We start from the raw sequence: 18888 nt of genomic DNA, 5'->3' as shown, positions 1-18888 counted from the left end.
CCGGTCCTAGGAGAACTCCCCACCGGCCAGAATCTCTTCGACTGCCCGCACTGCTTGTGCGGTCGTCGAGCGTACGTCTTCCGAGGAGTCGGTAGCCGCTACCTCTTGCAGGGTGGGGAAGGTGAGTGCATCGCCCGGCCACCCAAAGGCCAGCATCCACACGACGCCGCTCCTGACCGCCTCACTTTCATCGTGGCGGGCACGCTCTCGTAGAGCATCGCGAGCTTGGTCTGTGGTTTCTCCCGCCCAGAGCCGAAGCGCCTCAAGTCTTAGCTCGGGGTAGGGGTCGGTGGTGGCGCGGTCGTGGATCAGGGCACGAGTCTCCGGGTCATCGGGCCAGCTCCGGGCCAGCAGCTCCAAAGCCTTGGAACGGGCGATCTCGTGGGGGTCACTGATGACACGGTCCCGAATCAGCGCACGAGTCCCCGGATCCTCCAACCAGTGCCGGGCCAAGAGCCACAGGGCAGTGGAGCGAGCATTTCCGTCGGGGTCATTGGTGACACGGTCATAGGCCAGCGCACGAATCCCCGGATCATCGCGCCAGTAGCCCCAGGCCAGCATCTCCAAAGCGGTGGAGCGGGGGGTTCCGTCGGGGTCGCTAGTGGCACGGTCCCGGAACAGCGCACGAATCCCCGGATCATCGCGCCAGTGCCGGGCCAACAGCTCCAAAGCCCTGAAACGAGGGATCTCGTGGGGGTCGGCTGTCACACGGTCATAAACCAGCGCACGAGTCCCCGGATCCTCCAACCAACGCCCTGCCAGCAGCCGCAGGGCCCTGTAGCGAGCGACCACGTCGGGATCGCTGGTGACACAGTCATAAACCAGCGCACGAGTCCCCGGATCCTCAGGCCAGAGCCGGGCCAGCATCTCCAAAGCGGTAGAGCGAGCGGTCCCGTCGGGGTCACTGGTGACACGGTCCCGAATCAACGCACGAATCCCCGGATCATCGGCCCAACGCCCTGCCAGCATCTCCAAAGCGGTAGAGCGAGCGAACCCGTCGGGGTCACTGGTGACACGGTCATAAACCAGCGCACGAGTCCCCGGATCCTCCAGCCAACGCCCTACCAGCAGCTCCAAAGCGGTAGAGCGAGCGGTCCCGTCGGGGTCACTGGTGACACGGTCATCAACCAGCGCACGAATCCCCGGATCATCGCGCCAGCCCCAGGCCAGCAGCTCCAAAGCGGTAGAGCGAGCGGTCCCGTCGGGGTCACTGGTGACACGGTCATAAACCAGCGCACGAATCCCCGGATCATCAGGCCAGTCCCGGGCCAACAGCCACAGGGCAGTGGAGCGAGCGGTCCCGTCGGGGTCACTGGTGACACGGTCCCGAATCAACGCACGAATCCCCGGATCATCGGGCCAGCGCCGGGCAAGCAGATTGAGAGCTTCTGCACGTGCGGCGGACTCCGGCGCGAATCTGGCGAGCAGCACTGGAGTTGTGGGGGTTCCATACAGAGCGCCGGCCACCTTCGCGGCCCATTCGAGGTCCCACTGGAACTGACCAGACGCGTGGAACCAGCGCAAGTAGTGCTGGCGCCCGCTCCAGTACTCGCTGAAGGTCATCAGGGCAGGCAGCGCGGCGCTAAGCGCATTGTCAGCTCGATCCGACGAAGGTCCGCTGACGGCCTGGATGAGGGCGTCGACGACAGCATGGCTCTGCGCGGCGAGGGGACCGATCTTGCGTACTTCGGCCAGGGCCCGTACCGCCAGGGACAGCATGCTGTTGTCCTCGCTGGGCAGCTCACCGTGAAGTTGCAGCAGGCAGTCGATGGCCGGGCCCGCGTCCCGTTCGCTCAACTGGCCGATCACCAGGAGCAGGACCTCATGCCAGGAGGGGTCTGCCGCACGCGCCTTGAAGACCTGTTGGATGAGTTCGTCCTGGCTCCATTCGCGGTCTTCCTTGTACCGGTGGGCGATGTCGGCTGCGGCAAGGTATTCGAGGAAGGCGCGGTGGACGAACCCGTAGACCTCCCCTCCATACCTGCTCAGGATGAAGTTCCGTGTCCGCAGCCGGTCCACCATGGCGCGTGCCGCCGCCTTGGCCTTCATCGGGGGGAGTTCGTAGTCCCGCAGATAGTCGCGGAGAACGGCTTCCAGCTCGCGGCCGTGGATGTGGTTTCCGGCGATGCCGCTGCTGCCGTTCTGCATGGAGCGTGCCAGCAGGCGCAGCAGTTCGAGTAGTTCCTCGGGGTCCAGGACTTCCCAGGCTTCCGCGCCGGGTTGTCCCTTCAAATGCTTGACGTCCTGGTCCAGGTGCGCGACCAGGACCGTCACCGCGTGCCGGTACACACCCTGGCGGTCCCGTGGCAGCGTCTGGCGGCGTCCGATGATGGCCAGGATCGTCAGGAGCAGCGGATTGCCCGCCAGTTCACGCACCGGCCGGGAGTGGGATACGGCGTCGGTGACCCGTCGTACCAACTGGGCTACCTGCACAAGATTGTTGGGGCAGGCGTTGGCGTACCAGAGCTGGGCGAACTCGGCGATCTGATCCTCGTTCAGATCTTGCAGCATGTGGTGATTGAAGTCCGCGCCGTCCAGGGTCGCCCGCTGATAGCCGATGACGCGCGAGGTGACGACCACGCGGATGTCCGGGTACCGGTCGGCGAAGGCGGCGATGCGCCGTGCGGTCTCCGCTCGTACGCGGGGATCGAACAGTTCGTCCAGACCGTCGAAGACGACCAGCGCCTTTCCGCTCCGCAGGCGGTCTCGCAGCACGGCGGCGGGGACCGACATTCCTTCTGTGGTGTGCAGGTGTTCCAGGAAGTCCTCGAAGGTCCGCTCGCGCCAGCGCTCCTCCGCGTAGAGCCGAAGTTCGATGACCTGGGGCAGCCACCCGTTCAAGGCGCCCAAGGGACCGGGCGGTTCGGGGCTGGTGAGAGCCAGCGCGAGATAGCGGGCCAGGGTGGACTTCCCCGCCCCCGGGTCCCCAAGGAGGACCACCCGCTTGGCCTGCGGGTCGGCCACGACCTCAAGCACATCGGTGGGCGGGCGCTGACGGTACGCCTCACGTACCTGGTGCAGTCGTACGGAATCGGTCCCTGGGGGAAGGTCGCTGCTCTCCAGTAACTCGCCCTGCTCCACCAGCCGTTTCATCAGCTCGCGAGGCAACTCGACCTGCGGTGGGTCCGCTCGCACAAGCGGGGCGACGAAGACCTCGCGCAGCTCCACGACCGGATGCTCGTTCTGCTCCGACAGAGGCGTCAGGACCTCCAGGTCCAGTCGCCCGTAGTGGCCACGGACCCGGCCCGCGTACGCCTCTACCGCCGCGTGCGCGTCCTCGGGTGTGGTCTCAGCCGGTAGCGGCCCGTGCTGGTGCAGTTCCCCGATGTTCATGACCCCGCTGTTGGCCACACCACCGCTCTGGGCCCGCGCGTCCCCCGTATCCGTGGCCTGAACGGTCGGCTTCTTCCCCAACACCACTGCCCGCGCCCCTTAGTTGAGCTGGATCCCGCTGTTCGCCCCGCTGCCGTCGCCGTCCGCCTCGACGTCACCGGTGTCCGTGGCACTCGCCTGGACCGGTCCGCCCGAACCGGTGCGTGTGATCCCGGTATTGGACGTGCCGCCGCCCCGCACCGTGTTCTTGCCGGTCCGCGTGACACGGAAGCTGCTGGGCCGCTGCTCCGCACCGGCGATGAGGGCGTAGACGATACCGACGACGCCCACCGACGCCCCGACGACACTGGCCACACCGTCGGCGGTCCCAAGGTCCACGACCACCCAGACCACGACCATCGCCACGATCAACGCGCACGAACCGACGATCAGCGCTGTTCTCTGCCATCCCCGCATGGGCGAATTCTCGTCCAACACGCCAGAGCAGCAGGCCGACTTCGCACAAGTTCTGGTCCAACAGCGTTGTCAGACCCCGGTGGCATGCTGTCGATCGCGTGTCCTCTTACGAACGGAGCTGCTGGCCATGGCTGTCAACTTTGATGCCGCGTGGTGCGCGACAGATCTCGGTGAACACCGCCCCTGTCGCCATACCTACGAGCGATACCCCTACGGCACCCTGCCGGTTCTGGACGAGAAGCAGTTCACCGGCGCATTCCAGTGGCTGGGCGATCCAGGCGAAGTCGATGCCGAACAAGCCACGAAATTCCGGCAGTTGGGGGAGGGGCTGGCTGCCGAAGGACTGGAGCTGCCGCAGGACTTCGTCACCTTCCACGTGTCGTCGAAGTTGCGGGGATCCTTGGACGCGGTGTCGGTGACGGGTTGCTGGAGCAGTCTCTCCGAGCCTCTGCCCAGCCCCGTCGAGCCTGGCGCGTTCCTGCTCCGGTTCTTCCGTGACCAGCAGGACTGCGTTCATTGGTACCTCTACTTCCGCCCGTCCGGCGAGGTCTTCGTGATCAACTCCCACATTAACTATGAGTACGAAGCACGTGACTCGGAGGACTGGGAGCCGGAGAGCGACCTGTCCGATCTCGCCGCTCAGACGGCGGCAATCCTGTGGTGCGCGCCCTCCTTCGAGAACTTCGCCTACCGCTTCTGGCTTGAGAATCGTCTCTGGCACGCTGTCAACGGCGGGGGCGATGCCTCGCTCGACGCCGAGATGCGGCGCTATCTGGACCACTACGAGGTCACCGCACCCCAAGGGGCTTGACTACCCGGCAACCGCGGGTCGGAGCTTCACCACAGAGTGGCTTGCGTATCGGGTTCGGGGTTTCCGGGCATGCGAGGCGGCACGGCCACGGCGACGAGTTGGCCCCACGTCTCGTACTCGCCAGCCATGGCGATGAGGATCTGAGCGGTGGCGTACGCGTCGTACGTCGCGCGATGGCGGCGGCCGGGCGCGTGGGTGAGGTCGGGCTCGACGTGCTCGATCAGCGCGTCGAGCGTGTACGAGGGGAGGCTGCGGTAAGTCGCCCTGGCCAGGCGCAGGGTGTCGATGACGCCGGCGGGCTCCCAACTCGGGAAGGTGCCGCGTCAGGACCTTGTGGTCGACGTGCGCGTTGTGCGCACAGATCCACGCCCCACCCAGCAACGCGCGAACCTGGCCGGCGACCTCCCCCCAGGAGGGCCGGTCGGCCAGCGCCTCGTTGGTCAACCCGTGCACCCGCGCCGCGAACGGCGTGACCGGCCTGGCCGGCCGCACCACCCAGGCCCCGGCCGTGCCGGTGTCGGGAAGGCCGTCGCGGATGGGCAGCGCGGCGACCTCCACAAGGTCGGGAGGACTGGCCCCGTTGCCCTCCACATCGACTACCAGGAGCGGGGGCCAGGTGGTGAAGTTCATGGCGCTGATGTTCCTTCCTGCTACAGCCCGCGCAGCGCGGTCAGCGTCCGTTCCAGGTGTACGGCGTCGGCCAACAACTCGGCACCGGCCTCCGGCCCCAGCGGCGACGCGTCGGCGGGCAACGGCAGTTCGGCCCAGATCACCTTCCCCCCGGCACGGGGCCGGCAGACGCCCCATCGTGTCGCCAGCGCCTCAACGAGGCGAAGGCCGCGGCCGTCCTCGGCGTCGGTATCGGCGTGGTTCACCTCGGGGACGCCCGGAGCCCTGTCCCATACTTCGACGTAGAGGCTCCGCCCGGCGATCCGGAGCTGGAAAGCCACAAGGTCCGTGCCTCGGACCGCGTTCGTGACCAGTTCGGACGACACGAGCAGGACGTCGTCCAAGGCATCGGCCGGCAGTACGAGCCGGTCCCCGGCGCAGTGTCGTGACACGGCACTACGCGCCGGCACCGCGCCCGTGGGCGCTCGCCGCGTACTCGTCCAGGGCATGCACGCGCGCCTCGACGCCGAATTCGATGCGATCGAGTAAGGCCCCGCGCAGTGGACCGTTCTCCGCGAGATGGGAGAGCGACGGCACCAGCACATCGCGGGCGCCGGTGTAACGCAGGGCGTCGATCAGCTCGTTGAACGCGTCGAGCGCTCCACAGATGAACTCGTGGTGGATGGCGACGAGTTGAAGCCCACGTTCCTCCGCGAAGCGCTTCATGTCGCGCTCTTGCGCGTACGCCGCGCGCTCGGCCGCGTCGGAGAGGACGCGGAGATAGCCGTAGGCCATGCACGGCTCGTCGGTCAGGGAGTTCATGACGTTTTCCTCCGGTGGGGGCTTGCGAAAGCGCCGCCGACAATGCCCGGCTCGCCCTGGAATGAGCCGTAGCCGACCGATTGACACATTGAAGAATGGCCCGCAGTTCTAGAAGTGTGATTGACTCAACGAGTCGAGAGGAGTAGTCATGTCACCCACAGTGCCCAAATGGCGCCGGATCGCCGACCGCCTCGCCGCTCAGATCTCGGACGGGACGTACCCGCCCGGGAGCCGCCTGCCGCACATCCAGGAACTGGTCAGCGGGGGCGAGGGCTCGACCGCGACCGTTCACCGTGCGTACCAGACGCTCGAAGCGGAAGGACTGGTGCGCAGCTCGCGGGGACACGGCACGACGGTGCTGGGCGCTGACGACGCGGCACGATCCGCAGTGACCGGAGCGGGTCGTCTGGCGCGGCTGACTCGCACCGGTCAGCCCTACTCGCCTCGGGAGACGGCCGAGAACCGGCACTCAGGTCTCCGGTCGTGCGCTGACGACCAGGTCGCAGCCCTGCTGGGGATCGATCCGTACGACGAAATCGTGGTACGAAGCCGCACTTTCGTCCGGGACGGGAAGCCAACGATCCTCGGCCTGAACTTCATTCACGTCCGCGCACTTGAACATCTGCCGGAACTGCTCGATCCGAACCCGACGCCGAGGTGGCGGCACGACCTCTACACGGAGCGCACCGGGCGCACCGTCACGGCCGAGCCCGAACGCCGAAGCGCTCGTCTGGCATCCGCCAACGAGCTCAGCGAGTTCGGCATCGACGTACTACCGGGCATTGCCGTACCCGTCCTCGTGCTGCGGACCATGTTCCGCGACGACATCGGCCCGCTGGAGCTGTGGGAGGACATCTACCGGCCGGGTATGGAGCAGGTGGACCAACACTGACCAGTCGAGGAAATGGAATAGCCGATGAAGTCACACAGCGGGGCCGCGACCGCACCGGGACTGGCATGGGTCAAGTCCTCGTATTCCGGCAACAACGGCAACTGCGTGGAAGTAGCCGCCCTGCCCGACGGCAGCCGGCGGCTGCCGCGCGACAGCAAGCGACCCCACGGGCCCGCCCTCGCCCTCACGGCCGGGCTGTTCGACTCGTTCGTACGCACCACGCGACGGACGGGTTCAGCGCGCGCTAACCACCGGCGACAACCGCCGAGCGCCCAGCCACCGCCGTGGTTGGGCGCTCCGCGCCGTCATACGGGAAGCTGCCAACTCGGGCCCTGTGGCGAGCCGATCCACACCGTCTGAGCGTCGGGCGTCGCTGTCATGCCGAACTCGCAGAGACCGGCCGCACCCGCTTGTTGCCACCGCGCCAGTCCGTTTTCGACTTGGTCCCACAGCCGCAGAGGCCCATGCTGGTGCACGACCCAGCCGGCACCCTTGGCTTCTGTCCACGCCTGCGACCCGGTGGCGACGTCGCGGAGGATGACGCCGGAGCTGGTCTCCATCAGCTCGGCGGACGGAGCCGAGAGCTGGGCGACGAACCGCGCTTCCCACTGCTCCAGAAGCGCCGGGTCCACGCGGGCGGGAGTGGTGTCGCCGTCGATCTTGAAGAACAGCGGGGACGGTGGGCGCTCGTGCGGGCGGGCGAGCATGTACGTGATGGTGTCCGCCGTGAAACGCCCGTGGGCGGTTCCTTCGTCGTCGAGGACGAGACGGATCAGACCGGCCACCTGCATCCAGCCGCAGATCGTGGTGGTGATGGAGCCACCGTCGTTGAGCTGCCAGAACCAGTGCGGGGGGATGGATCGCACGGAGCAGGTGGCGGTCACCGCGTCGTAGTCGGCGTGTTCCCCGCACCCGCGCAGGCCGTCTCCGACGGCGAGGGTCGGCGTGTACCCGGCGGCTCGCAGGTGGGTAGCGGCGGTGGCGGCCAGGCCCGCGTCGTACTCGATGCTGACAACGTTCTCCGCTCCGAGCCGGTGACACAGCACCGCCGTGGAGTAGCCGGTGCCTGTGCCCACTTCAAGGACGCGTTGGCCTGGTTGGAGATCAGCCACCTGGGCTGTGCGCACCACGAGTGAGGGCAGTGTGGCCGAGGAGGTGGGGCTGCCGGTGATCGGGCCGTCGACGTCGGCCACGTCCCGTCCGTCGACCTGGGTGACCCACGTCGAGTCGGTGTAGACCATCTCCAGCCACTCGGCGTCGCCGCTCTCGGCCCGGCGTACGGGCGTCCATCCAGTCCCGACGTGGCGGAAGAAGGCGTCGTCCACGAACAGCTCCCGGGGAACGGCCGCGACGGCGTCGCGCCAGGAGGGATCGAGCGTGGGGTTGCCGGCCGCGATCTCGTCGGCGAGGGCGTGACGTAGTGCGGCGGAGTCAGCGGGCATGGTGCCCTCCTGCGTGCTGGAGTCGGTCGGCGACGGCCGTGACGATCCTGTCGGTCACAGAAGTCGGAAACCAGGCGAATTGGTCAGCAGCGTGGGCGGGATGCTGAACCCGCACGCCGCTGCGGCGGCGAGTTGCGCGGGCTTGTGCTCGGCGTCCCGGTTTCGCCACGGATGGTTGACGTAGTGGGCGCCGGGCAGCGCGGCGAGAATGCCGCCGAGGCCGTAGCGGGCCTCCTCTCGGCACCACCGGCCGGTCTGCTCATCCGGACCGGGCGGTGCGGCGTACGGCCGAGGGCGCCGCCAGTACACGGATCGGACGCCGCCGAGGTCTGCGACGCGGGTGGCGGTCCGTGCCGCACCCCGAAGGCCGTCCTGTCCGAAGCGGGCCGTGACGGTGAGGCCGGTGGGGAAATCCCCGGGGTCAAGCCGTACGACGGGCACACGCCGGCGGTTCAGCTCCTCGATGACCATGTCCGCCGTCGCGTCGTCCGCCTGTGTGACGACGAGGACGGATCTGCCGGTCAATCGGTGTCGCCTTCCTGGTCGCTGCCGTGATCGGGGTTGCCGTCCAGACTCGTCTTCGTCGAGGTCTCCTTGTTCGTCTCGGACCGCTTGTGTCGCGCCGTCGCGGGCAGGATCTCCCCGTCCGGGCCGACCCAACGGCCAGTCTGTGTGACCGGATCGACGGTCGCCGTCGCTGCCGGCAGAGTCACGGCCTCGGGGTAGGGCCTCATGCGGGTGATGCCCCAGGGGACGGTAGTGGGCACGCGTACCTCCATCGTTGTGACCGTTGGGGCCATTATGTTCCTTGGACAAATCCCTTGGTTACATCACAACAGGCCGATTCCTTGGCCGGACTGGCGCTCCGCTCGCAACAGCGCCTTGCCCGCTCGACGGCGGCACAATCCCCCACGGGCGGCACTACTCTGCCGGGAGACAGGTCCCCGGAGCGTAGGGATGCACGATGGACGACGAGGCGTTGTCGGACTGGGCGGAGCGCCGGGAGGCGAAGATCGGACGGCTTCGAGCCGTGCCGCTGGCGTCCGACGACGGCCTCAAGGGATCACACCTGAACCCCGACGCGCCCCGTGTCATCCAGCGGTGGAACGGGTACGCCTGGGAACCGCACGGGACCGTGCCGAACCTCGCCGAAGCCCAACGGCTCATGCGTCCGCGCGACGAGGAACCACCGACGGTGGCAACCCCCGAGTCTCGGCCTCTCGACGCCGGCCGAGGCAGGCACCGCAAGCCCCGGCCGGGTGAGTGAGCGCCGGCAAAGACGCCGGCCCTTCGGCCGTGCGGGAGGCGTTGGAGCGGCACCGCTGACGGCCCGGCACTAGCCCGCCTCAGCCCCCCAACACCTTCCGCAGGACCTCCGCGAACTCCCCCGGCGACTCCACGAACCCCCCGTGCCCGCCCGGGAATTCGGCCGGTCGGGAGCCGAGGCGGGTGGCCAGGGCCGTGGAGGTGCGGTACGTGAGCAGGGGGCCGGACGTGGCGCCGATGCCGATCACGACGCGGGCCGGGCCGGCCGTCAGTGCGTCGATGTCCGGCAAGTACCCGGCGGTGCCGCGCAGTTCGTGGCCCAGGAAGCGGGCTCCGTCCGCCAGGTCCTGGGCGGAGGGCTCGCCCGGCGGCTCGGCGGGGGCGCCCTCCTCGCCGGTCTCCAGCCCGGAGGTGGCCATGAACTTCGCGAACGCCGGGCCGACACCCTCCCGGTGGAACGTCTCCACGATGTCGTCCGTCTCCGCGAGCCGTTCATCCGCGTCGGGCAGCAGCCCCAGCACGGGCGGTTCGTGCGCGACGAGGGTACGGACGCGGGCCGGGTGGCGCGCGACCAGCGCGAGGCCGGTCACGGCCCCGCCGCTGGACCCGAGCACATCGGCGGACTCCGCGCCGAGGTCGTCCAGGATCGCGGCGATGTCGTCGGCGCGCAGCTCAGGGGTGGAGTCCTGCTCGGGATCGTCCAGTGTGCTGCCGGAGATACCCCTGGGGTCGTGCGTGACGACGGTGTACGAGTCGGCGAGCGTGTCGGCCAGGGGTGCGAAGTGCGCGGTGCCCATGGGCGCGCCCGTGAGCACCAGAACGGGGCCGGAGCCCCGTACCTCGTAGCGCAGGCGCGCGCCGGGGACGCCGAGTGTGTGGGTGGTGGCCATGGTGGAGCCGTCCTTACCTAGAGCCTCGCGGCTACATAGGTATGACGCCTCCGGCCACCGAAACTCATCGGTCCTGTGGCGTACGCCAGTACTCCGGGCACTGCGTGTTCGTAGCCGGCGGCAGATAGTGGTCAAGGACCTTCCGCCGGCTCTTGAGCTGTTCCCCGGACAACGCGGACGCCTCCAGGTCGCGGCGCAGCGGCACACTGAGCAGTACCGGCACGCCCTCCCGCCACGGCTCCTGCGCCTGGGCCACCGCCGGGTCGACCATGTCGAGTTCGATACGGTCGGCCCCGCTCGCGGGCTTGATCCACTCCTTGACGTCGAAGGTGACCAGGAGCCTGCCCTCCTCCGGCGCGTCCCGCACGGCCACCACCGCGGCCTCGACGATCAGCCGCGCACAGGCGATGCCCTCCCGGTTGTTGGCGCACTGCCCCTGCTAAAGGTCGGGACCATGTCGCCGGGGCCGGTTTGGCCGCGTCCGCGCGCGACCACAGCACCCGGTCGACCTTCGACCGCACATTCGGGACCCGCCTTCGGGGTGGCGGCCGTACCCGCCAACGCGGCTACCGCGTCGCGCGACCGCCGCGTCCGGTGCGTCAAGTGCCCCCGCAGGCCCGCCCGTTACTCCGCCGCCCCCGCCAGCGCCGTCCGCAGCGCCACATGTGCCGACAGGATCCCCCCGTCCACCGGCAGCGTCACCCCCGTGATCCATCCCGCGTCCGACGACGCCAGGAACGCCACCGCCGACGCGACGTCGTCCGGCAGGCCCACCCGGCCCGCCGGGTAATGGGGCGCCGCGCGTTCCAGGTTGGCCTCGCGGCCCTGCCAGGCGTCCGTACGGATCGTGCCGGGCGCGACGAGGTTCACGCGGACCCCGCGCGGCGCCGCGTGGCCGGCCAGGGTGCGGGTCAGGCTCGCCAGGCCCGCCTTCGCCGCGCTGTAGGCGTGGTTGCCGAAGTCCTGCTCGCCGTTGACGGAGCCGATGTTCACGATCGCGCCGCGCCCCGACGCCGCCAGGTGCGGCAGCGCCGCCCGCGCGCAGCGGAAGGCGCCGGTCAGGGTGAGGTCGAGGTCACGGGCCCAGTGTTCGTCCGGCTCGTCCTCGAAGAGGGGCATGTCCGGTGTGCAGGAGTACGCGTTGTTGACCAGGACGTCCAGCGAGCCGAAGCGCTCGACCGCGTACGCCACGGCCGCCTCGACCGACGCGCGGTCGGCGACATCGCACGCCAGCGACGAAGCCCCGTCGATCAACTCCGCTGCCTGCTCCGCCCGTTCACCGTCCACGTCCGTGAGCAGCACCCGCGCGCCCTCGGCGGTCAGCCGCCGGGCGATCGCCTCGCCGATGCCGCGCCCGGCTCCGGTGACCAGTACTCCAAGATTCTCGAATCGCCTCATGGGCCGATCATGAGGCCGACCTGACGGCCCGCACCAGAGCCTGGGCACGGGGGTCCGCTGTCACTCCCTTCCGCATGCCGTTGGTGACGTAGCCGAAGGCGATGCCCGACTCGGGGTCGGCGAAGCCGAGCGAGCCGCCGCTTCCCGGGTGTCCGAAGGAGCCGGGGCCGAGCAGTGGCACGCCCGCGCCGTGCAGCATGAAGCCGAGGCCGAAGCGGGTGCCGACGACCAACACCCGGTCGGGGCCCGCCGATTCCTCGGTACGGGCCAGGGTCAGCGTCGCGGGGGCGAACAGCCGCTCGCCGCCCCGGTAGCCGTGCCCGGGGCCGTCGACGGGGCCGATCATCGCCGCGTAACAGCGCGCCAGTGCCCGCGCGGTGGAGATGCCGCCGCTCGCGGGCATCTCGGCGGCGCGGTAGGCGGCGCTGTTGAGGTCAGGCAGCGGATCGATCGCGCCGAAGGCCCGCCGCGTGAGCGACTGCGGGTCCTTGTACGCCTGGGCGACCGAGCGCTTCACGCGCAGCCGCAGCTCGCCACCGCCGGCACCGCCGGCCCCCTCGCCAGTGCCCCCCGCGGGCTCCTCGATCCGCCCGATACGGCCCACCCGGTGCGCCTCCTCGGCGGGCAGCCCGATCCAGAAGTCCAGGCCCAGCGGCCGGGCGATCTCGTCGGCGATCCACTGACCCACCGAGCGCCCGGTGACGCGTTTCACCAGCTCGGCGACGAGCCAGCCGTAGGTGTACGCGTGGTAGCCGTGGTCGGTGCCCGGCTCCCACACGGGCCGCTGCGCGGCGACCGCGCGGGCGCCCGACTCCCCGTCGAGCGCTTCGGCGGGGCTGAGCGGCCGGTCGAGCACGGGCACGCCCGCGCGGTGCGACAACAGGTGCCGTACGAGGACCCGTTCCTTGCCCGCGGCCTTGAACTCCGGCCAGTACGTGCCCACCGGCGCGTCCAGGTCGATCCGCCCGCGCTGGTGCAGCAGAAGCGGTACGGCGGCGGCGACGCCCTTCGTCGCGGAGTGGACGATCTGCGCGGTGTCCACGGCCCACGGCTCCGTGCCGTCGACGTCGCGCGTACCGGCCCACAGGTCCACGACCTTGTGCCCGTCCCGGTACACGGCGACGGCCGCGCCCCGTTCACCGCGCTCGTGGAAGTTGCGTACGAAGGCGTCCTTGACGGGTTCGAAGCCCGCGGCCACCGTGCCCTGGACGTCAGCGACGCCTACCATCCCGCTCATGCCTCCATGGTGCACGGTTCGCGGCGCCTTCAGGGCCACCCGACTCAGCGCGACGGGACCGCCGTGGGATCGAAACCGAACGGCAACTCCAGCCGGTGCGCGCCCATCAGCTCCGCGTCGCCCAGCAGTTCGCGCGTCGGCCCGTCCGCCACGATGACGCCCTCGCTGAGGATCACGGCGCGCGGGCACAGTTCCAGCGCGTACGGCAGGTCGTGCGTGACCATCAACACAGTGACGTCCAACGCCCGCAGGATGTCGGCGAGTTCACGGCGCGACGCCGGATCGAGGTTGGACGAGGGCTCGTCCAGGACCAGGATCTCGGGCTCCATCGCCAGGACCGTCGCCACCGCGACCCGGCGCCGCTGCCCGAAGGACAGATGGTGCGGCGGCCGGTCCGTGTACTCGGCCATGCCGACCCGGGTGAGCGCGGCCACGACCCTGGCCTCCAGCTCCGGGCCGCGCAGTCCGGCCGTGGCGGGGCCGAAGGCCACGTCCTCACGCACCGTGGGCATGAAGAGTTGATCGTCGGGGTCCTGGAAGACGATGCCCACGCGCCGCCGGATCTCGGCGAGATGCTCCTTCGCGACGGGCAGCCCGGCGACGGTGACGGACCCGGCGCCCGCCGTGTTGATGCCGTTGAGGTGCAGGACGAGGGTGGTCTTCCCGGCACCGTTGGGGCCGAGCAGGGCCACCCGCTCGCCGCGCGCGACGGTCAGGTCGACGCCGAAGAGTGCCTGGTGCCCGTCCGGGTACGCGTAGGCGAGCCCGCGCACCTCCAAAGAGGGCGGGGGCGGCGCGGACTGCTCGGGAAACCGCGTGTTCACAGCGTCCAGCCAAGCACACAGACCGCGAGCGCCGAGAGCGGGAGTGCGGCGGCGGACGTCCACTGCGCGCGCGACGCCGTCATCTCGTCGATGACCGGCATCGTGCCCGTGTAGCCCCGGCTCATCATCGCCAGATGCACCCGCTCCCCGCGCTCGTAGGAGCGGATGAACAGCGCGCCGGCGGATTTGCCGAGCACACCCCAGTGCCGTACGCCGCGTGCCTCGAAGCCGCGCGAGCGGCGGGCGATCGACATCCTGCGCAGCTCGTCGGTGATCACGTCGCCGTAGCGGATCATGAAGGACGCGATCTGGACGAGCATCGGCGGGAGCCGGAGCCGGCGCAGCCCCAGCAGCAGCGCGCGCAGTTCGGTGGTGGAGGCGAGGAGTACGGAGGCGGCGACCCCCAGCGTGCCCTTGGCCAGCACGTTCCAGGCGCCCCACAGTCCGGGTTCGCTCAACGACAGCCCCAGGAACCGCACTTGGTCGCCGGGCACCACGAACGGCATGAGGACGGCGAACGCCACGAACGGCACCTCGATCAGCATCCGGCGCAGCAGGAACCCGGCCGGGACGCGGGCGAGGGCGGCGACGACGGCGAGCAGCACCGCGTACAGGCCGAAGGCCCACACGGCCTCGCGCGGGGTGGAGACCACGACGAGCACGAAGCACAGGACGGCGGCGAGCTTGCAGTGCGGCGGCAGCGCGTGGACCGGCGAGTGCCCGTGCCGGTAGAGCTTGTGGGCGTGGCCCGCGCCCATGTCAGGCCCGCTCGGTGGAGACCGGCCGGGACGCGGAGGTACGGCGGCGGTGGACCACGTAGAAGATGCCGCTGCCGACGACGACCGTGGCGCCGACGCCGATCACGCCCGCGAGGCCGCCGGAGAGCCGGGTGCTGGAGATGTCCTTGATGCCGTAGTCGGCGAGCGGCGAGTCGGCGGCGGCGTGCTCCTCGACCTTCTTGTCGATGCCCTTGTCGGCGGCGACCTTCTCCAGACCGTCCGGGTCGGCGGAGGCGTAGAAGGAGACGACACCGGCCAGCAGCAGGGCCGTACCGAGACCGGCGGCCAGCAGCCCGCGCGGCGAGCGGGCGGAAGCCGCCGCGACCGGGACGGCCGGGGCGGGCGCGTCCACCAGTTCGCCGTCCACCCGCAGCTTGAGCGGCGCGGCGAGCCCGCGCGCCCCGTGGACCAGATCCGGCCGTACGGCGATGACCGCCCCGACCGTCAGCGCGGTGATCGCCGCCTCGCCGATGCCGATGAGCACGTGCACGCCGACCATCGCGGTGAGCACCTTGCCGATCGGGATGTCCGTCGTCCCGCCGATCGCGTAGAGGAGGGTGAAGGCCGCGGCGGCGGCCGGCACGGACACCAGCGCGGCGACGAACGCGGACACGGTCACCGAGCGGCGCGTGCGCGGCAGGATCCGCAGCAGGCCGCGGAAGATCCCGTACGAGACGAGCACCGTCACGACGCCCATGACCGTGACGTTCACGCCGAGCGCGGTGAGCCCGCCGTCGGCGAAGAGGATGCCCTGCATCAGCAGGACGACGGCGATACAGAGCACGCCGGTGTACGGGCCGACGAGTATCGCCGCCAGCGCCCCGCCGAGCAGATGCCCGCTGGTGCCTGCCGCGACCGGGAAGTTCAGCATCTGCACGGCGAAGATGAAGGCGGCGACGAGACCCGCGAGGGGCGCGGTGCGCTCCGCGCCGTGGCCTTCGGCGAGCGGCCCGTCGCCCAGCTCGCGGCGGGCGCCGCGCAGGCTGACCGCCACGGCCCCGGCCGCGACGACGCCGGCGGCGGCCGACACCGGCAGGTTGATCATTCCGTCGGGGACATGCATGGGCGGGCTCCGCTTCCGGCAGGCGTGGGTGAACCGCTCGAAGTGAACCGTTCGAATAGATAGTCCTCTACTGCGAACGAGTTGCAAGAGCGCGCGGCATGCGAACCGGTGTACGGACATCGAACGGCACGGAAAGTTTGGGATTCCGTGACACTCGGAGTTAAATAACGGACAAAAGGTATGTTGTGCAGTAAAGCGCCACACAACTCCTCGGGGAGCGTCACAGAGGAGCAGGAGCGAGCGATGTCAGCCGTGTCAGCCGTCGTCGAGCAGTCCGCCAAGGTCCGCCTCATCGCGGACACCCTCCACCACCGGCGTCTGTCGGTCGTCCTGCGCTACGACAGCGCCGATCCGCCGACCGTACGCGTCGCCTTCCCCGCCGAGGTGTCGCGCGACGGCCGCGAGGTGGTGTGGGCCTTCGCCCGCGAACTCCTCGAAGCGGGCCTGCGTACGCCCTCCGGCCACGGCGACGTACGCGTGTGGCCCTGCGGCCGGGCCCAGACGATGATCGAGTTCCACTCGCCGGAAGGCGTCGCGCTGGTCCAGTTCGACACCTCCGCGCTGCGCCGCTTCCTGCGCCTGACGCACCAGACGGTCCCGGCCGGCGAGGAGCGCTACCCACTGCGCGCCAAGCGCGGCCTGGACCGCCTGCTGCACAACACCTGAGTCAGACCTGGGCCCTGTCGGGGCGGACAGGGCCCAGGAAACCCAGGTGAGTCCCAGGTGAGTCCCGGGTGAGTCCCGGGTGAGTCCCGGGTGAACTCAGACCCGCACCAGCTCCTTCTCCGAGCCCGGCCCCGCGTCCGGCCCCCGGCCGTCCGACTCCTTCTCCAGCATCTTGTGCAACTGCTCGCCTTCCACGTCCACGTTCGGCAGCAGCTTGTCCAGCCAGCGCGGCAGCCACCACGCCTTGTTGCCGAGCAGCGCGAGCACCGCCGGGACGATGGCCATCCGGACCACGAACGCGTCGAAGAAGACCGCGATGGCCAGCGAGAAGCCGATCATCTTGATCATGGACTCGCCGGAGCCGATGAAGCCCGCGAAGACCGCCATCATGATCACCGCGGCGGCGGTGACGACCCGCGCCCCGTGCCGGAAGCCGGTGACGATCGCCTGGCCGGGCCGCTCCCCGTGGACGTACGCCTCACGCATCCGCGTGACCAGGAAGACCTCGTAGTCCATCGCGAGACCGAAGACCACACCCACCATGAAGATCGGCATCATCGACATGACCGGACCGGTCTGCTCGACACCGAACAGGCCCGACAGCCAGCCCCACTGGAAGACCGCGACCACCGCGCCGAGCGCGGCGACGACCGACAGCAGGAAGCCGAGGGCCGCCTTCAGCGGCACCAGGATCGACCGGAAGACCAGCATCAGCAGCAGGAACGCCAGACCCACGACGAGCGCGAGGTAGGGCAGCAGCGCGTCGTTCATCTTCTCGGAGAAGTCGGTGTTCATCGCGGTGGCGCCGGTCACCAGGACCTTCGCCTCGCTGTCGGCGGCGATCTCACCGCCCGCGTCGCGGATGGTGTGGACCAGGTTCTCCGTCTCCACCGATGAGGGACGGTCCTTCGGGACGACCGTGATCGTCGCCGTGTCACCGGCCTTGTTGTACGTGGCGGGGGTGACGGCGGCGACGCCCTTCAGGTCCTCCACCGCGTCGGTGACCTGCCCGGCGATCTGCTTGGCGTTGTCGTCACCCTTGCCGTCCACGACGACCATCAGCGGGCCGTTGAAGCCGGGGCCGAAGCCGTCGGACAGCATGTCGTACGCCTTGCGCTGCGTGGTGCTCGTCGGCTGTGAACCGTCGTCGGGCAGACCCATCTCCAGCGAGGACGCCGGTACGGCGATGATGCCGAGGCCGACGACTCCGGCGACGAGTACGGCGACCGGGCGGCGCAGTACGAAACGGGCCCAGCGGGTGCCCATGTTGGGCTTGCCCTCGGCCACCTTGCCGTCCGCCGACTCCGCCCGCTCCCGGTCGTGCCTGGCGCGCAGCTTCTTGCCCTGCACACGCCTGCCCGCGTATCCCAGCACGGCGGGGACGAGCGTGAGCGCGATGAGGACGGCGATGACGACCGTACCGGCGGCGGCGACACCCATCTTGGTGAGCATCGGGATGTTGACGACGGAGAGCCCGACGAGCGCGATGACGACGGTGAGTCCCGCGAAGACGACCGCGGATCCCGCCGTCCCGGCCGCCCGCCCGGCGGCTTCCTCGGGTTCACGCCCCTCCGTCAGCTCCGCCCGGTAGCGGGAGACGATGAACAGGGCGTAGTCGATGCCGACGGCGAGACCGATCATCATCGCGAGAATGCTGGTGGTGGAGCCGAGGTCCATCACACTGGCGAGCGCGGTGATGGACGAGACGCCGATCCCGACGCCGATGAGCGCGGTGAGCAGTGGCAGCCCCGCAGCGATCAGTGAGCCGAAGGTGATGACAAGGACGACGGCGGCCACGGAGACACCGATGATCTCGGTGGCCCCGGTCTCCGGCACGGCCTGGAGCGCGTCCCCGCCGATCTCGACCGTCAGGCCCGTGTCCCGCGCCTCGGCCCCGGTCTCCTCCAGCGCCGTGCGGGTCTCGTCGGTCAGCTCCATCGAGCTGACCTTGTACGTCACCGACACATAGGCCGTCGAACCGTCCTTCGAGACGGCCTTGGCGGCGTACGGGTCGGTGACCTGCGCGACCTGGTCCGAGCCGGCCGGCAGCTCGTCGACGATCTTCTTCACCTCGGCCTTGTGCGCGGCGGAGGTCATCTTCTCGCCGTCCGGCGCCTTGAAGACGACACGGGCGGTCGCTCCGTCGGCACTGCCGCCGGGGAAGCGCTGTTCGAGCAGGTCGAAGGCTTTCTGCGCCTCCGTCCCCGGAATGGAGAAGGAGCTGGAGGTCGCGGTGGACGCGGATGCCGCGCCGACGCCGGCCAGGGCCAGCAGCGCCACCCATACGAGGGCGACGAGATTTCGGCGTCGGAAGGAGAACCGTCCGAGCTTGTACAGGAACGTGGCCACGAGGCGTACTCCCGGTCTGGGGGTGGATCAGGGCATGGGGAGCCGACCGAC

21 protein-coding genes and 1 pseudogene are annotated in these 18888 nt (G+C 69.7%); 5 read left to right on the top strand and 17 right to left on the bottom strand.

Annotated features, from left to right (window positions below; all coding sequences use genetic code 11):
* Nucleotides 1–6: 6 nt before the first annotated feature.
* Both OG329_RS25510 and OG329_RS25505 read right to left on the bottom strand, forming a co-directional pair.
* Nucleotides 7–3417, bottom strand: coding sequence for a HEAT repeat domain-containing protein (locus tag OG329_RS25510; RefSeq protein WP_405798369.1), 3411 nt, complete (start codon nt 3415–3417; stop codon nt 7–9).
* A 15-nt stretch (nt 3418–3432) separates the two neighbouring features.
* Nucleotides 3433–3789: a hypothetical protein gene (locus OG329_RS25505; protein ID WP_405798368.1), complete on the bottom strand. Its 357-nt coding sequence runs from the start codon at nt 3787–3789 to the stop codon at nt 3433–3435.
* Here OG329_RS25505 and OG329_RS25500 point away from each other — a divergent pair.
* Nucleotides 3788–4600, top strand: a complete 813-nt coding sequence (locus OG329_RS25500; protein ID WP_405798367.1) for a hypothetical protein — start codon at nt 3788–3790, stop codon at nt 4598–4600. The two genes, OG329_RS25505 and OG329_RS25500, sit on opposite strands and share 2 nt — an antisense overlap.
* Before the next feature lie 26 nt (nt 4601–4626).
* On the opposite strand, the gene OG329_RS25495 is transcribed toward OG329_RS25500, so the two are convergent.
* The 4 genes and pseudogenes from OG329_RS25495 to OG329_RS25480 form a co-directional block, all read right to left on the bottom strand.
* Nucleotides 4627–4872, bottom strand: coding sequence for a hypothetical protein (locus OG329_RS25495; RefSeq protein ID WP_405802005.1), 246 nt, complete (start codon nt 4870–4872; stop codon nt 4627–4629).
* 103 nt (nt 4873–4975) lie between these two features.
* Nucleotides 4976–5230 (bottom strand): annotated as a pseudogene (locus OG329_RS25490) (exonuclease domain-containing protein); the annotation flags it as partial.
* Nucleotides 5231–5250: 20 nt separating this feature from the next.
* Nucleotides 5251–5661, bottom strand: a complete 411-nt coding sequence (locus OG329_RS25485) for an ATP-binding protein (RefSeq protein WP_405798365.1) — start codon at nt 5659–5661, stop codon at nt 5251–5253.
* 4 nt (nt 5662–5665) lie between these two features.
* Nucleotides 5666–6031, bottom strand: a complete 366-nt coding sequence (locus tag OG329_RS25480; RefSeq protein WP_405798363.1) for a recombinase family protein — start codon at nt 6029–6031, stop codon at nt 5666–5668.
* 148 nt (nt 6032–6179) lie between these two features.
* Between OG329_RS25480 and OG329_RS25475 the strand changes: the two genes are divergently transcribed.
* Together OG329_RS25475 and OG329_RS25470 are read left to right on the top strand one after the other, a co-directional pair.
* The gene (locus OG329_RS25475) at nt 6180–6923 is read left to right on the top strand and encodes a GntR family transcriptional regulator (protein ID WP_405798362.1); all 744 of its coding nucleotides are present in this window, start codon (nt 6180–6182) and stop codon (nt 6921–6923) included.
* 24 nt (nt 6924–6947) lie between these two features.
* Complete coding sequence (locus tag OG329_RS25470; RefSeq protein WP_405798360.1) at nt 6948–7283, top strand: DUF397 domain-containing protein; 336 nt, start codon at nt 6948–6950, stop codon at nt 7281–7283.
* On the opposite strand, the gene tgmC is transcribed toward OG329_RS25470, so the two are convergent.
* From tgmC to tgmA, 3 genes are read right to left on the bottom strand one after another with little or no spacing between them, the layout of a single operon-like run.
* On the bottom strand, nt 7229–8365 hold the full coding sequence (gene tgmC, locus OG329_RS25465) for an ATP-grasp peptide maturase system methyltransferase (protein ID WP_405798358.1): 1137 nt from the start codon (nt 8363–8365) through the stop codon (nt 7229–7231). The two genes, OG329_RS25470 and tgmC, sit on opposite strands and share 55 nt — an antisense overlap.
* 54 nt (nt 8366–8419) lie before the next feature.
* A complete protein-coding gene (locus tag OG329_RS25460) occupies nt 8420–8890 on the bottom strand; it encodes an MvdC/MvdD family ATP grasp protein (RefSeq protein ID WP_405798356.1) in 471 nt (156 codons plus the stop codon).
* On the bottom strand, nt 8887–9144 hold the full coding sequence (gene tgmA, locus OG329_RS25455) for a putative ATP-grasp-modified RiPP (RefSeq protein WP_405798355.1): 258 nt from the start codon (nt 9142–9144) through the stop codon (nt 8887–8889). Before tgmA ends, OG329_RS25460 begins: the two co-directional genes overlap by 4 nt.
* A 185-nt stretch (nt 9145–9329) precedes the next feature.
* Between tgmA and OG329_RS25450 the strand changes: the two genes are divergently transcribed.
* Complete coding sequence (locus OG329_RS25450; RefSeq protein WP_405798353.1) at nt 9330–9632, top strand: DUF6087 family protein; 303 nt, start codon at nt 9330–9332, stop codon at nt 9630–9632.
* A 79-nt stretch (nt 9633–9711) separates the two neighbouring features.
* On the opposite strand, the gene OG329_RS25445 is transcribed toward OG329_RS25450, so the two are convergent.
* The 7 genes from OG329_RS25445 to OG329_RS25415 form a co-directional block, all read right to left on the bottom strand.
* Complete coding sequence (locus OG329_RS25445) at nt 9712–10521, bottom strand: alpha/beta fold hydrolase (protein WP_405798352.1); 810 nt, start codon at nt 10519–10521, stop codon at nt 9712–9714.
* A gap of 64 nt (nt 10522–10585) precedes the next feature.
* Nucleotides 10586–10888, bottom strand: coding sequence for a hypothetical protein (locus OG329_RS25440; protein WP_405798350.1), 303 nt, complete (start codon nt 10886–10888; stop codon nt 10586–10588).
* A 257-nt stretch (nt 10889–11145) separates the two neighbouring features.
* Complete coding sequence (locus OG329_RS25435; RefSeq protein WP_405798348.1) at nt 11146–11919, bottom strand: SDR family NAD(P)-dependent oxidoreductase; 774 nt, start codon at nt 11917–11919, stop codon at nt 11146–11148.
* A gap of 7 nt (nt 11920–11926) precedes the next feature.
* Nucleotides 11927–13156 carry a serine hydrolase domain-containing protein gene (locus tag OG329_RS25430; RefSeq protein WP_405798347.1) on the bottom strand — a complete coding sequence of 410 codons (1230 nt, stop codon included), beginning with the start codon at nt 13154–13156 and terminating at the stop codon, nt 11927–11929.
* 44 nt (nt 13157–13200) lie between these two features.
* Complete coding sequence (locus OG329_RS25425; RefSeq protein ID WP_405802004.1) at nt 13201–13989, bottom strand: energy-coupling factor ABC transporter ATP-binding protein; 789 nt, start codon at nt 13987–13989, stop codon at nt 13201–13203.
* The gene (gene cbiQ / locus OG329_RS25420) at nt 13977–14738 is read right to left on the bottom strand and encodes a cobalt ECF transporter T component CbiQ (protein ID WP_405798345.1); all 762 of its coding nucleotides are present in this window, start codon (nt 14736–14738) and stop codon (nt 13977–13979) included. Before cbiQ ends, OG329_RS25425 begins: the two co-directional genes overlap by 13 nt.
* A gap of 1 nt (nt 14739) precedes the next feature.
* Nucleotides 14740–15822 (bottom strand): energy-coupling factor ABC transporter permease, encoded by a 1083-nt coding sequence (locus OG329_RS25415; RefSeq protein ID WP_405798343.1) that lies wholly within the window; start codon nt 15820–15822, stop codon nt 14740–14742.
* A gap of 243 nt (nt 15823–16065) precedes the next feature.
* On the opposite strand from OG329_RS25415, the gene OG329_RS25410 reads away from it, so the two are divergent.
* Entirely contained in the window at nt 16066–16488 is a 423-nt protein-coding gene (locus OG329_RS25410; RefSeq protein WP_405798342.1) for an SsgA family sporulation/cell division regulator, read from the top strand.
* Between the two features lie 96 nt (nt 16489–16584).
* Here the strand turns inward: OG329_RS25410 and OG329_RS25405 are convergent, their stop codons facing one another.
* Nucleotides 16585–18837: an MMPL family transporter gene (locus OG329_RS25405; RefSeq protein WP_405798340.1), complete on the bottom strand. Its 2253-nt coding sequence runs from the start codon at nt 18835–18837 to the stop codon at nt 16585–16587.
* Nucleotides 18838–18888 lie beyond the last annotated feature (51 nt).

The sequence above is a fragment of the Streptomyces sp. NBC_01506 genome, from assembly GCF_045040295.1.
Classification (GTDB): Bacteria; Actinomycetota; Actinomycetes; order Streptomycetales; family Streptomycetaceae; genus Streptomyces.
This window is presented reverse-complemented; position numbering and strand designations above follow the sequence as displayed.

Bases quoted from the DNA above. Each gene is read 5' to 3' on its own strand.
- OG329_RS25500 (WP_405798367.1), top strand. From the start codon at position 3,788: ATGGGCGAATTCTCGTCCAACACGCCAGAGCAGCAGGCCGACTTCGCA.
- OG329_RS25505 (WP_405798368.1), bottom strand. From the start codon at position 3,789: ATGCGGGGATGGCAGAGAACAGCGCTGATCGTCGGTTCGTGCGCGTTG.
- OG329_RS25480 (WP_405798363.1), bottom strand. From the start codon at position 6,031: ATGAACTCCCTGACCGACGAGCCGTGCATGGCCTACGGCTATCTCCGC.
- OG329_RS25475 (WP_405798362.1), top strand. From the start codon at position 6,180: ATGTCACCCACAGTGCCCAAATGGCGCCGGATCGCCGACCGCCTCGCC.
- OG329_RS25470 (WP_405798360.1), top strand. From the start codon at position 6,948: ATGAAGTCACACAGCGGGGCCGCGACCGCACCGGGACTGGCATGGGTC.
- tgmC (WP_405798358.1), bottom strand. From the start codon at position 8,365: ATGCCCGCTGACTCCGCCGCACTACGTCACGCCCTCGCCGACGAGATC.
- tgmA (WP_405798355.1), bottom strand. From the start codon at position 9,144: ATGGAGGTACGCGTGCCCACTACCGTCCCCTGGGGCATCACCCGCATG.
- OG329_RS25450 (WP_405798353.1), top strand. From the start codon at position 9,330: ATGGACGACGAGGCGTTGTCGGACTGGGCGGAGCGCCGGGAGGCGAAG.
- OG329_RS25445 (WP_405798352.1), bottom strand. From the start codon at position 10,521: ATGGCCACCACCCACACACTCGGCGTCCCCGGCGCGCGCCTGCGCTAC.
- OG329_RS25435 (WP_405798348.1), bottom strand. From the start codon at position 11,919: ATGAGGCGATTCGAGAATCTTGGAGTACTGGTCACCGGAGCCGGGCGC.
- OG329_RS25430 (WP_405798347.1), bottom strand. From the start codon at position 13,156: ATGAGCGGGATGGTAGGCGTCGCTGACGTCCAGGGCACGGTGGCCGCG.
- cbiQ (WP_405798345.1), bottom strand. From the start codon at position 14,738: ATGGGCGCGGGCCACGCCCACAAGCTCTACCGGCACGGGCACTCGCCG.
- OG329_RS25415 (WP_405798343.1), bottom strand. From the start codon at position 15,822: ATGCATGTCCCCGACGGAATGATCAACCTGCCGGTGTCGGCCGCCGCC.
- OG329_RS25410 (WP_405798342.1), top strand. From the start codon at position 16,066: ATGTCAGCCGTGTCAGCCGTCGTCGAGCAGTCCGCCAAGGTCCGCCTC.